The sequence below is a fragment of the Acinetobacter sp. YH16038 genome (assembly GCF_013417275.1).
In the GTDB taxonomy this organism is placed as follows: Bacteria; Pseudomonadota; Gammaproteobacteria; order Pseudomonadales; family Moraxellaceae; genus Acinetobacter.
Genome location: NZ_VPEG01000004.1, coordinates 33,338 through 45,918 on the forward strand (window position 1 = coordinate 33,338; position 12,581 = coordinate 45,918).

Consider the following 12,581-nt stretch of genomic DNA (forward strand, 5'->3'; position numbering starts at 1 on the left):
AAAGTTCCTCCTTAAGCGCTGACCATACGGGTGGTGGATTTCACCATATCTCCTAAACCATGTGTTCTAAAATAATGCTCCATCCAGCTTTTTACCATGAGTGGATTGTCCAGTTTTAGTACATGTTTGAGTAATTCCTGTGCATCAGGCATCGGTACATGACAAATCGTTTTTCGGACTCTCAAAATATTACTGGAACTCATGGACAGGGTATTGAATCCCATGGCCATTAATAGTACGGCCGATAGAGGATCACCGGCCATTTCACCACAGATACTGATCGGTTTGTTATTACGGTGACAATCCTCTACCAGACGGGTCAGGGCACGCAGGATCGCTGGATGTAAGTGTGAATAGACATTGGCCACACGTGGATTATTCCGGTCTACAGCAAGTAAATATTGGGTCAAATCGTTAGAACCGACCGAGAAGAAATCGACCAGTTCAGAAAATTCATCAATCTGATGCAGTACGCTTGGTACTTCGACCATAATTCCGATTTGCGGTTTGGTAATTTTGACCTGCTCTTCTTCCTGAACGGCATGATGATCACGTTCTAACAGATACAGTGCTTCTTCAACTTCACTGACACTGGTCACCATCGGCAACAGGATATGCAGATTGTTCAGACCGATACTGGCTTTCAGCATGGCGCGAATTTGTGAAGAGAAGATTTCAGGATGATCCAGCGTAAAACGAATTCCGCGCCAGCCCAATGCTGAATTTTCTTCCTCAATCGAGAAATATGGAAGGTCTTTATCTGCACCAATATCCAGCGTTCGCATGACTACCGGTTTATTGGCAAAGTGACTCAGTTGCTGCCGGTAAATGGCACGTTGTTCCTCTTCTCCCGGGAAGCGGTCACGTAGCATGAACGGGATTTCCGAACGGTATAGGCCAACACCTTTGGCACCACGCTGTACACCACGAACCACATCAATCATCAGGCCGGTATTTACAAACAGACGTACAGCGGTACCATCTGGCGTAATTGCATCTTTGGTCTCGTATTGACGTAGATCTTTGGCAATCTGTTCTTCTTCTTTCTGAATTTCTTTATAGCGGGTACGCAGACGACGTGGTGGATTGATAAAGATACGGCCCTGATGCGCATCGACAATCATCTCGACGTCATCCAGGGTATTGATTGGCAGTTCAGTCACACCCACGACAGTCGGAATACCGAGTGCGCGTGCCACAATCACCATGTGTGAATTCATGGCACCTTCAGTGGTGACAATCGCTGCAATCTTATCGACAGGCAGTTCCACCAGTGCAGCCGTTGAAATTTCTTCACCAATCAGGATACTTTCATCTGTCAGTTCGCGATGGCTTTCATCGGCTTCCTGCAACTTGGCCAGAATACGACGTCCCAGATCTTTTAGATCAGCGACACGTTCACGCAGGTAATCATCCTCCATCTGGGCAAACTGCGCCACATGGTTATCAATCACGATGCGAACCGCACCTTGTGCCCAGTGACCATCACGAATCAGTGCTTTAATCTCCGATGGGAGGGCATTTTCATCCAGCATACGCAGGAACACACTGAACAAAGCACGTTCTTCGGCCATCAGCGCATCCTGCATCTTGTCATCCAGGAACTGAATTTCTTCACGTACCGAATTTAAGGCATTATCCAGCAAAGCCAGTTCTTCGCTAATATCATCCGCTTCACGATCCGGAACAGCGCCCAGATCTGCAGGTGGATAAAGCACAATGGCACGGCCGAGTGCAATACCGCCAGAACCCGATACGCCCTGGAAGGTTTTATATGCCGGTAAATTATTTGGCTTGCGGAATACATCAATATTGCCGACTGCATGGGCGTGAGCGATTACGCCCGAAAGCTGGGCACATAGCGTAACCAGGAACGATTCAGCCGCTTCACTAAAATCCTGGGATTCTTTATTTTGGACCACCAGTACGCCCATGACCTTACGGCGGTACATGACCGGAACGCCCAGAAAGGAATTATAAATTTCTTCGCCCGTTTCCGGTAAATACAGAAAACGATCATGCTTAGGGGCATTGTCGAGGTTAACGATTTCCTCACGCTGACCTACCAGACCTACCAGACCTTCACCAGTATGTAAAGAGACGTGACCAACAGCTTCAGGTTTCAGGCCTTTAGATGCCATCAACAGATAGCGCTGGTTGCGTTCATCGAGCAGATAAATGGAGCAGACATCCACATGCATGGCCTCGGCCACCTGATTGACCATAATATCGAGTGATTCATGCAAACTGGCAGACGCATTAATCTCTTGGACAATGCGTCTCAGGGTATCCAGTTGCATATTCGACATGGGAGCTGCTCCGTATTTTTTTAGAAGTCCGGTAATTTAGTTTATTTATAACAATAGCCGAGCAAAAAATCTGCACATGCACGCGATTTTTTTAAGGTTTTTGTTGTGGTAATTGCTGACAGAGTTCAATCATGGCCTTGCGATAAACATCGCGTTTAAAATTCACCACTTGGCCTAATGGATACCAGTAACTGACCCATTGCCATTGATCAAATTCGGGCGGATCGGACAGATCAAGTTGAATGTTCTGTACGGGCGCCGTCAGTTTGAGTAAAAACCACTTCTGTTTTTGACCGATACATACCGGATCTGAATCCGTGCGAATGTATCGATACGGCAAACGATAACGCAACCATCCTTTGGTCTGCGCGATAATCTGGACGTGTTCAGGCAGTAAGCCAACTTCTTCTCTCAGCTCACGATAAAGTGCCTGCTCAGGGGTTTCTCCATATTGGATACCTCCTTGTGGAAATTGCCATGCATTATGACCAATGCGTTTTGCCCATAAAACCTGTCCAGCATCGTTTGCCAAAATGATCCCGACATTCGGTCGGAAACCTTCTGAGTCGATCATTTGGCTACCTAAAATTGTTTAATTTATGCCTTTGCTTTCGGGGAATATTATTTCTTTATCCAACTCGAAAAAAAGCAAAGTTTAAAAATGTTAAAATTGCTATGATCTTAACGAATTTCTATCGACTAGCGGAGATAGATTTACAATTTTTTTCTTAAATTTCAGTTTTTACGAGTATTTTCATGAAATTGGCGCTATTTGATCTCGATCACACCCTGTTAAACACCGATTCGGATCATTCCTGGGGGGAATTCCTGGTCAATGAAGGCCTGGTGGATCCCGTTCATCACCGCGCCATGAATGACAAGTTCTATGAGGACTATAAAAAGGGTCAACTGGATCCCTATGCCTATAATGAATTTGTGTTCCAGTTTTTGACCCAACATGACCATGATTATCTGACCGAATTACATCAACTGTTCATGCAAAAAGTCATTCGCCCCCAGATGCGTCTGGAAGGTTTTAAAGCGATTCAGCGCCATAAAGATGCAGGGCATGAAATTGTAGGCATTACTGCAACTTCGGACTTTATTACTGCACCGATTTTCCGTGAGTTTGGGATTACTGAAATTATTGCCACAAATGCTGAAGTCGTTGATGGTAAATATACCGGTAAGGTGACCAATATTGCCTGCTATCAACAAGGTAAACTGACCCGTCTGGAACAATGGCTGGCAGGTCGTGACGTGACCGAGTCTTGGGCCTATTCAGATTCAATCAATGACCGTTTTCTGCTGGAATATGCCGATCATGCCATTGCCGTAAATCCGGATGAGCGTCTGGAAGCATTGGCCAAAGAACAGGGCTGGGAAATTCAGGACTGGTCGATTTAAGCAATTCTTTTGATTTAATCAGGCACAACTTCGGTTGTGCTTTTTTATAAGCAGAATAGGGTACTTTTTGACATGCCCGTTGCTGAATAAACATGCTATGCTCAGAATAAATAAAGCAAGTCGACAATAACGATAGCAAGCGCTGAGGTAATGAAAATGACCCAAGTTAGACCGCGTATGACTCATCTATTTGCACAGTTAGGTCTGGATTCGAGTGCAGAAGGGATTGCCCAATTTATTCATGAGCATCAATTACTCAAAGATGTAAACCTGATGGAGGCGCCGTATTGGTCAGATGCACAGCGCCAGTTCCTGGCTGAAAAAATTGCTTCAGATGGAGAATGGGCCATTGTGGTGGATCAGCTCAATGAATCTCTGCATGAGGATGCCACTAGCGGAATTGAGTAGTGAACAAAAAGCCAATCAACTGATTGGCTTTTTTCATTTGGGGCATTACTGTGTCCGTTTCCATAAAGTTACTTGGGACAGGGTATGTTGATATTTACGCGCTGTTTCCCGAATCACAAAAGGCACATCCACAGGTTCGTCCAGCATTTCAAAATGTGGACTTAGCAAAGCTTTGATGCCCTCTAAGGTACTCAGGTTTTCTCCCGCCTGCTTAAATCCGCCGATCCACTCACTGCGTGCTGTATGTTCTTCCTGCCAGGTATAAGGCGAGGCTAGCATCAGGATGCCGCCCATATTCAGCCGATTATGAATTTCACTTAGAAAAGCTTTAGGATGATGCAGACGATCAATCAGGTTGGCTGCCAGAATAAAATCATAATCTTTGAATTGCGGTTTCATATTGCAGGCATCGGCCTGATAAAACTCGACCTTATTGGCAACCTGTTCAAGTTCAAGTTCTGCCAGTGAGCAGGATTTATATTCCACCAGTTCGCCCTCAACAGGAATGCTATAGCGCAGGGTCTCTCCTTGCGCCAGCACCACACCTTGCTGAATAAAACGGGCTGAAAAATCCAGACCTGTGACCTGATCAAAATCCTGAGCCAGTTCAAAGCTGGCGCGCCCGGTGGCACACCCGATATCCAGCGCTTTATGACACGGAATGTTTTGAAAATAAGGACGGGCCAGTTGAATGAGGCTTTGGGCAAAGTTTGGAACAGCAAAATATTCCGCCCCATACTGGAATTCTAGATATTGGGAAATCAGCTGATCGCTTTCATATTGAGAGTGAAACTGCGGTGATGTCTCGTCCGCGGCAACATAGCGAAAACCAGCATGCTGGAAAAAATGTCGCCGGAACGCATAGCGTGAACTGTGCAGGGCTTCATTACCGGCTGAAATCCAGGAACCGCCTTTAATCAGATGATGTTGGCCATCGAAGGTTGGGGTACTAAAATCATCATAGAAAGGATGGACTTGAAAGCCTTCGAAAGGATAAATCGGGGTCTCGGTCCATTGCCAGACATTGCCCTGAACATCATAAAAATCGCCATGCTGAAAATGATCCACCGGAAAAGAGTTAGGGCCATATTTTAATTCAATATTGGCTTGCTCAGGACTTGGTAATTTTGGATCCAGTCCTGAAACTGCATACAATCGATACCATTCATCCTCAGTGGGCAGACGAATGGATTCTCCAGTCTGTGTTGATTTCCAGTTACAGAAAGCTTTGGCTTCATGATAATTCACTTCGACTGGCCAGTCCCAAGGCATTGGAACTTCTTCCAGCATCAGTCTTAAGGACCAACCCAGTTCCGTTTTGACCCAGAAGCTAGGATGTGTGGCTTGAGAAAATGCTAACCATTGCTGGCCCTCTTCAGTCCAGTAGTCAGCTGTCTGATAACCTTCTGCTTCAACAAAGGCTAAAAACTCCTGATTGGACACCAGATATTTAGAGGCTTCGAATTCTGCAATTTCGGCATGATGGTGGCCGTATTCATTGTCCCAGCCATAAAAAGCATGTTCGAAATTTTTATGTAAATTGACCTGACCTGCCGGTACCTTTACCAGACTATTTTCAGGCGCAATGCCGGTAATGACATTGGCACGCCACTGCGGATGATTCTGTACATAACGTAACTGATGCTGGCGAATTAAAACTGAAGAGGTTTCCAGATGAATCCGTTCATGCTCAATGCCCATGATGATGGTCCACCAGGGATTGTGCCAGTTCAGTGGAAGTTGTAGCGGCGCATGTTCTATCACTTTCAAGACCAGGGCACGCACCTGATGCCGGTAATCACGTACCGCCTGAATGCTAGGCCAGTGATAGTTCTGTTCATCCAGATCATCCCAGCTCATTTCATCTACACCAATCGCGAAGATACTTTCCAGATGCGGATTTAAACGTTCCGGGATCAGTTGAGCCAGCAACAGCTTATTGATAAAAAAAGTGGCAGTATGACCAAAATAAAAGATCAGTGGATGACGTAAGGCAATCGGTTTGTCATAAAAGGCTTCTTCATTTTTCAGACAGTCAAACAGTTGCTCATAGGTGTCAAAGGTATTTAGAAAATAATCACGTAATACGGCACGCGCTGTCGGTTCATCTTCAAAATCAAGGTTGGGAGTCGGGTGTAGCGTTGGTTTAAGCGGTTTCCATAAACCCATTTCTTCGAGCAGGTCATGAGAAGAAGATAATAAAGTTTTGGAATCAGAAGATTTGATCTGCATTCTGTGCTTCCTTGAATACGTTTTAATTTTTCATCTTCAGGAAAATGAATTTGATACTTTTAAAAGTACTTGAAAGGAAGCAACTGATGCGATGTATTTAGGTAACAAAATGCTGCATCGATATTGATGCAGCCGAGAAATGTGAAAATTAATTTTAAATTGATGGACCTTGCATCAGTTGAACCAATGCTTCAGCCGCCTTCGATTGAGTACGTCCCGGATGCCAGACCATACCGAGCTGACGGTTCATTTCCAGATTCAGATCCAGTTCTTGCAGGTCATGGTTGACCAGGGTTTTGGGCAAGACTGACCAGCCTAAACCAATTGAAACCAGCATCCGGATGGATTCAAGGGGATTATTACTCATGGTCGTTTTCGGCTTGATGCCCTGTTTTTCAAACTCGGCCATGGTGATCTGCGTGGTATAGGTCTGTGCAGAAGGCAGAAGGCTTGGGTAATTCACCAGATCTTCAAGAGACAGGTCTTTTTGCTGAGCCAGCGGATGGAATGGTGCTACCACAAAAACCAGAGGATCATTCCAGATGGTGACATATTTCAGGCGCTCATCCCCATGCGGTGGCAGAGTAAGGAAAGCCAGTTCCAGATCACCGGCAATGACCTGTTCATGTGCCTGTTCAGAATCTACAAAATGTACATCCAGGGTCACATTCGGATATTGCTGTACATATTCACGCAGATGGCTCGGTAAATGATGCAGACCAATATGATGGCTGGTGCCAATTTTCAGTTTGCCTTGTACCTGACCTTGTTCATGACTCAGGGTATAGTGAATATCACCCAGCTCGTTCAGCCAGTTTTTTACTTTAGGCAGCAGGGAATGTGCTGCATGAGTGGCCTGTACACCACGGCCCGCAGATTCAAATAATTTCACCCCGAAATATTCTTCCAGACTGTGAATACGTTTGGTCACAGCTGGTTGGGTAATAAAAAGCTGATCTGCAGCCAAAGAAATCGAACCTGTTTCCATGACTTTTACAAAGGCTTCAAAAGCTGCGAGATTCATCTTGATCACCTATAAAGTTTTTTTATGCTTAAGTTTATTATTGTAATAATTTAAGAATAAATCAAAGTAAAAATATAGAACTATTGGTTTAATGTTGAATTAATACACATTTTCAAATGTTTTATTTTATGTCATAAAAAAAGCCACCGAGGGGTGGTGGCTCAAAGAGGAAGATCGAAAAAAAATTATGCGGTGATTTCCTCATCCTGTTGCTGGCTTTTTGCTTCCCAGATTTTCTCGTGGAAGAAGAAAGCAACTGCCTGTACAGTCGGTTCTAATAAACTCAAGGCAATCGCCATGGTTAAACTGCCGGTGACAAAATAGCCCACTAACATCGCGACAGTGATGTGCATGATGTAATAGCTAAATGTCTTTTTGAACATGCGCTGATTGTTGTCTACGAAACGTTGAATATGTGCCATGTGGATCTTCCTCAAAACAAATGATCTGTGCCGATGAGGAAATAATAATAATTCTCATTTAATTTGTAAAAACGAATATTTTTAATAAAACGATCGGAAAATTAGATTTATAAAAAGAGAGCTAAACCATGATTTAATTTAAGTTTTAAAAGATTCCAAAAAGTTTTTTAACTAATAAAAATGATAAATTAGATTTATGTGAATGCAGCGATATAATCAAAATTAGCGAAAGAATTTACCCAGTCCAGTGGAGCACATCGACATGGCAGGCGAGACCCAAACAGCAAAAACATTATACGATAAGTTATGGGATGACCATTTAGTAAAACAACGAGATGATGGTTCAGCTCTACTTTATATCGACCGTCATTTATTGCATGAAGTGACTTCGCCACAAGCCTTTGAAGGCTTGCAACTTGCTGGCCGTAAGCCATGGCGTTTAAGTGCCAATATTGCGACACCTGACCATAACGTACCGACCTCTAAAAAAGAGCGTGAGCAGGGCGTGGCTGGGATTGAAGATGATACTTCACGTATCCAGGTACAAACCTTGGATGATAACTGTAAGACGTTCGATATTGTTGAATTTGATATTAACGATATTCGTCAAGGCATCGCGCACGTTGTTGGTCCTGAGCAAGGCTTAACCTTGCCAGGTATGACCGTTGTATGTGGTGACTCACATACTGCAACACATGGTGCATTTGGCTGCTTGGCACACGGGATTGGAACATCAGAAGTTGAACATGTATTGGCAACCCAATGCCTGGTTCAGAAGAAAATGAAAAATATGTTGGTACGCGTTGACGGTAAATTGGGTCAAGGCGTAACACCGAAAGATGTGGTTTTAGCCATTATCGGTAAAATCGGAACTGCAGGCGGTACAGGTCACGCGATTGAATTTGGTGGTCAGGTGTTCCGTGACATGTCGATTGAAGGCCGTATGACCGTGTGTAACATGGCAATCGAAGCGGGTGCACGTGTCGGTATGGTCGCAGTCGATGAAAAAACCATTGAGTATGTTAAAGACCGTCCATATGCACCGAAAGGCGAGCAATGGGATCAGGCGGTTGCGTACTGGAATACTTTGCACTCCGACGAAGGTGCTCACTTCGATACAGTTGTAGTGTTACAAGGTGAAGAGATTGAACCGCAAGTGTCTTGGGGGACTTCTCCTGAGATGGTGATTCCGGTGTCTCAAGCGGTTCCAACTTTGGAACAGGCCAAAGATGATGTACAGCGCAATGACTGGAACCGTGCTTATCAATATATGGGCTTAACTGCAGGTCAGCCTTTAGCAGATATTCAGTTAGACCGTGTATTCATCGGTTCTTGCACCAACTCACGTATCGAAGATATTCGTGCTGCGGCTGAAGTAATCAAAGGCCGTAAAGTGGCTTCTAGCATTAAGCAGGCCATGGTCGTTCCGGGTTCGGGTTTAGTGAAACAGCAGGCAGAATCTGAAGGTTTGGACAAAGTCTTTATCGAAGCTGGTTTTGAATGGCGTGAACCAGGCTGTTCTATGTGCTTGGCAATGAATGCTGACAAGTTGCAGCCAGGCGAACATTGTGCCTCAACTTCAAACCGTAACTTTGAAGGTCGTCAGGGTAATGGCGGTCGTACCCACTTGGTGAGTCCAGCCATGGCGGCGGCGGCAGCGATTGCCGGTCACTTTGTTGATGTCCGTTCATTTTAATTGGTACGCAGGAGCAGAAATATGAAAGCTTATACCGTTGAACAAGGTATTGTTGCACCCTTAGACCGTGCCAATGTCGATACAGATTTAATTATTCCAAAACAGTTTTTGAAATCGATCAAACGTACCGGTTTCGGTGAAAACCTGTTTGATGAATTGCGTTATTTGGATGAAGGTTATCCGGGTCAGGATAACTCGGTTCGTCCGATTAACCCGGACTTCGTGTTAAACCAGCCACGTTATCAAGGTGCATCGATTTTAATTTCTCGTGCTAACTTTGGTTGCGGTTCAAGCCGTGAGCATGCGCCGTGGGCATTGAATGAATACGGTTTCCGTACTGTGATTGCACCAAGCTTTGCTGATATTTTCTTTAATAACTGTTTTAAAAATGGCATGTTGCCGGTGATCTTGCCGGAAGAAACGGTTGATCGGTTATTTAAGGAATGTGCAGCAGCTGAAGGTTATCAGTTAACGATTGATCTGGAAGCGCAGGAAGTTCGTACACCAAATGGCGAAAGTTTCAAGTTTGAAGTGGACCCATTCCGTAAGCATTGTTTGTTAAATGGTTTGGATGATATTGGCTTAACTTTGCAGGCAGCAGATGATATTCGTGCCTACGAAGAAAAAACCAAACAATCACGCCCATGGGTATTTGCTGAAATTCATTCATAAAACAGCAAAAATTGTCATGGCATGACTGCGAAGGCCTTGCTAATATCAGAAGATTATTAATTTTTTTTGATAGGTTAATACAGACATCATGGCAACGTATTGGAAACAGTGGCTTGCTCTAAGTGCAGTATCAGTGCTGATGACCGCGTGTCAGAGCATTGATACCTTCAAACTTAAACATGCCAAAGAAGATGCAGAAAGCAAATCCAATGCCTTGATTTATTGTGCAGGCACACCGGATTGTCAGTTTGAACGTTTAAATCGGACCATGATTGTGGATGAGTCCACCAAGCGAATCAGCCCAGAAGCGCTGGATCAGCGTCTGGTTCGTTTGCAGGCCAAAAACCTGAAACAGGATAATCCGATTTATTTATCTGTGCCGGAAGGGCAGCATGAACTGGTGGTGCGTTTCTATCCGATTAGCAAGGATAAGGCTGAGACCTTGCATCTGTTCCAGCAGTTTAAGGCGAATAAACGCTATACCCTGAAAATGTTCCGTGACCGAAATGCACGTAGCACCAGTTTATTAAATGCCTCTGCACCTGATCCATTGTGTGTGGACCTGTTGCAAGAGCAGAAAGTGATTCGTCGTTTTTGCAAACCGTATAATGTCATCAATGGCATTGCAGAGTTTGTAGAAAAAAAAATTTAACCTAGTCAGGTGGATGCCTGACCTTATAAATGGAAAAGCTCATGTCTAAACAAATTTTGATTTTAGCTGGTGACGGTATTGGCCCTGAGATTGTAAAAGCCGCAGAACAGGTGCTTACACGAGTTAATGAAAAATTCAATCTGGGTTTAACATGGGAACAAGGTCTGTTGGGCGGTGCTGCGATTGATGCACACGGTTCACCTTATCCAGACGTAACGTCTGAACAGGCGAAAAAAGCAGATGCAATTCTGCTCGGTGCTGTAGGCGGTCCAAAATGGGATACGATTGAGCGTTCAATCCGTCCAGAACGTGGCCTGTTAAAACTACGTAGTGAGTTGAATCTGTTTGCGAACTTGCGTCCAGCAATTCTTTATCCACAATTGGCTGATGCCTCTAGCTTGAAACCGGAAATCGTCTCTGGTCTGGATATCCTGATCGTACGTGAATTGACTGGTGGTATTTACTTCGGTCAGCCACGCGGGATCCGTGAACTGGAAAATGGCGAAAAACAAGGTTTCAACACTGACGTTTATGCAGAATCTGAAATCAAACGTATTGCCAAGGTTGCGTTCGAACTTGCTGGTCTGCGTGGCGGTAAAGTATGTTCAGTTGATAAAGCCAACGTGCTTGAAGTGACTGAGCTTTGGAAACAAACCGTGACTGCACTGAAAGAAGAGCAATATCCGGACATTAACCTGTCTCATATGTATGTAGACAATGCTGCGATGCAGTTAGTACGTGCGCCTAAACAGTTTGACGTGATCGTAACGTCTAACCTGTTCGGTGACATCCTGTCTGATGAAGCTGCAATGCTGACTGGTTCAATCGGTATGTTGCCATCAGCTTCATTGGATGAAAATGGTAAGGGTATGTATGAACCTTGCCATGGTTCTGCACCAGACATTGCAGGTCAAAACCTGGCAAACCCATTGGCAACCATTCTGTCGGTAGCCATGATGCTGCGTTATACCTTCCGTGAAGAAGCAGCCGCTAAAGCGATTGAAGATGCAGTAGGGAATGTTTTAGACCAAGGTCTGCGTACTGCTGACATCATGTCTGAAGGCATGACTAAAGTGGGTACTGTGGAAATGGGTCAGGCAGTTGTGACTGCATTGAACTAAGTTACACATTAGTTCCACGTAAAAAACGCAGCCTTGAGCTGCGTTTTTTACGACTGATTTTGATTAACAGGTTCGACCCGAAAGGCTGACAGAAGTTGCAATATTGTCTTTGAGCAAAAAGGTAATCTTGCATTGCAAATTCACATCATAACCTGATGCAGGACTCACAGTGACTGGAACCGGAACTGTGCCAGTACCTGCTGCCGGAAACTGGGCAATCGGTAAGGGAACGGTCACAGGACGTTCCACGACATAGCTGAGCTGTTGGGAGCTGAGCTCAGGTTCACTGATTTGCTGATAACCCAAACGTTTCAGATCTAAATTGCGATCAATATACTGGCTACTCTGCCCAATAAATTGCTGTAAATAAGTTTCACGGTCAGTCTGGCTGATCGTAGGTGTTTGTGCACACCCTGACAGACCGAGCAACAGGATGCTCAAGCCCAATACCAGAGAAGTACCTTTGCTTAACAACATCACATCACTCCTACTCAAGGAACGCTTAAAAACAGTGTAGTAGCAAAGTGTGAGAGGAACTGTTGTAATTTATTATTAGGCAAGACAGGATCAATCAGGCAGTTAGCTGTAGCTGTCAAATTCAAGACAACTTAGAACGCTCTTATATCCACTTTAAAATG

At 44.5% G+C, this 12,581-nt stretch carries 12 protein-coding genes; 6 read left to right on the plus strand and 6 right to left on the minus strand.

Translation table 11 applies throughout. The features are described from left to right. Nucleotides 1–11: 11 nt before the first annotated feature. Nucleotides 12–2,309, minus strand: a complete 2,298-nt coding sequence (gene ptsP, locus FTV34_RS01630) for a phosphoenolpyruvate--protein phosphotransferase (protein ID WP_180057641.1) — start codon at nt 2,307–2,309, stop codon at nt 12–14. 91 nt (nt 2,310–2,400) lie between these two features. Then, the gene (locus tag FTV34_RS01635; protein WP_004781838.1) at nt 2,401–2,883 is read right to left on the minus strand and encodes an RNA pyrophosphohydrolase; all 483 of its coding nucleotides are present in this window, start codon (nt 2,881–2,883) and stop codon (nt 2,401–2,403) included. Between the two features lie 182 nt (nt 2,884–3,065). On the opposite strand from FTV34_RS01635, the gene FTV34_RS01640 reads away from it, so the two are divergent. Both FTV34_RS01640 and FTV34_RS01645 read left to right on the plus strand, forming a co-directional pair. Then, a complete protein-coding gene (locus tag FTV34_RS01640) occupies nt 3,066–3,716 on the plus strand; it encodes an HAD family phosphatase (protein ID WP_180068580.1) in 651 nt (216 codons plus the stop codon). A gap of 156 nt (nt 3,717–3,872) precedes the next feature. Further along, nucleotides 3,873–4,124, plus strand: a complete 252-nt coding sequence (locus FTV34_RS01645) for a DUF2789 domain-containing protein (protein ID WP_180068582.1) — start codon at nt 3,873–3,875, stop codon at nt 4,122–4,124. 45 nt (nt 4,125–4,169) lie between these two features. Here FTV34_RS01645 and ovoA read toward each other — a convergent pair whose 3' ends face one another. The 3 genes from ovoA to FTV34_RS01660 all read right to left on the minus strand — a co-directional run bounded on the left by ovoA (nt 4,170) and on the right by FTV34_RS01660 (nt 7,802). Then, the gene (gene ovoA / locus FTV34_RS01650; RefSeq protein ID WP_257226095.1) at nt 4,170–6,293 is read right to left on the minus strand and encodes a 5-histidylcysteine sulfoxide synthase; all 2,124 of its coding nucleotides are present in this window, start codon (nt 6,291–6,293) and stop codon (nt 4,170–4,172) included. Nucleotides 6,294–6,510: 217 nt separating this feature from the next. After that, the gene (locus FTV34_RS01655) at nt 6,511–7,380 is read right to left on the minus strand and encodes a LysR family transcriptional regulator (RefSeq protein WP_180068586.1); all 870 of its coding nucleotides are present in this window, start codon (nt 7,378–7,380) and stop codon (nt 6,511–6,513) included. A gap of 185 nt (nt 7,381–7,565) precedes the next feature. Continuing rightward, the gene (locus FTV34_RS01660; protein ID WP_159123642.1) at nt 7,566–7,802 is read right to left on the minus strand and encodes a DUF2061 domain-containing protein; all 237 of its coding nucleotides are present in this window, start codon (nt 7,800–7,802) and stop codon (nt 7,566–7,568) included. A gap of 262 nt (nt 7,803–8,064) precedes the next feature. Between FTV34_RS01660 and leuC the strand changes: the two genes are divergently transcribed. The 4 genes from leuC to leuB all read left to right on the plus strand — a co-directional run bounded on the left by leuC (nt 8,065) and on the right by leuB (nt 11,943). Next, nucleotides 8,065–9,498 (plus strand): 3-isopropylmalate dehydratase large subunit, encoded by a 1,434-nt coding sequence (gene leuC, locus FTV34_RS01665; RefSeq protein WP_004781848.1) that lies wholly within the window; start codon nt 8,065–8,067, stop codon nt 9,496–9,498. 21 nt (nt 9,499–9,519) lie between these two features. Continuing rightward, entirely contained in the window at nt 9,520–10,170 is a 651-nt protein-coding gene (leuD, locus tag FTV34_RS01670) for a 3-isopropylmalate dehydratase small subunit (RefSeq protein ID WP_034702382.1), read from the plus strand. Nucleotides 10,171–10,258: 88 nt separating this feature from the next. After that, entirely contained in the window at nt 10,259–10,822 is a 564-nt protein-coding gene (locus FTV34_RS01675; protein WP_034702380.1) for a hypothetical protein, read from the plus strand. 41 nt (nt 10,823–10,863) lie between these two features. Then, nucleotides 10,864–11,943, plus strand: coding sequence for a 3-isopropylmalate dehydrogenase (leuB, locus tag FTV34_RS01680; RefSeq protein WP_004781852.1), 1,080 nt, complete (start codon nt 10,864–10,866; stop codon nt 11,941–11,943). Between the two features lie 63 nt (nt 11,944–12,006). Here leuB and FTV34_RS01685 read toward each other — a convergent pair whose 3' ends face one another. Continuing rightward, entirely contained in the window at nt 12,007–12,420 is a 414-nt protein-coding gene (locus FTV34_RS01685) for a hypothetical protein (protein WP_159123639.1), read from the minus strand. Nucleotides 12,421–12,581 lie beyond the last annotated feature (161 nt).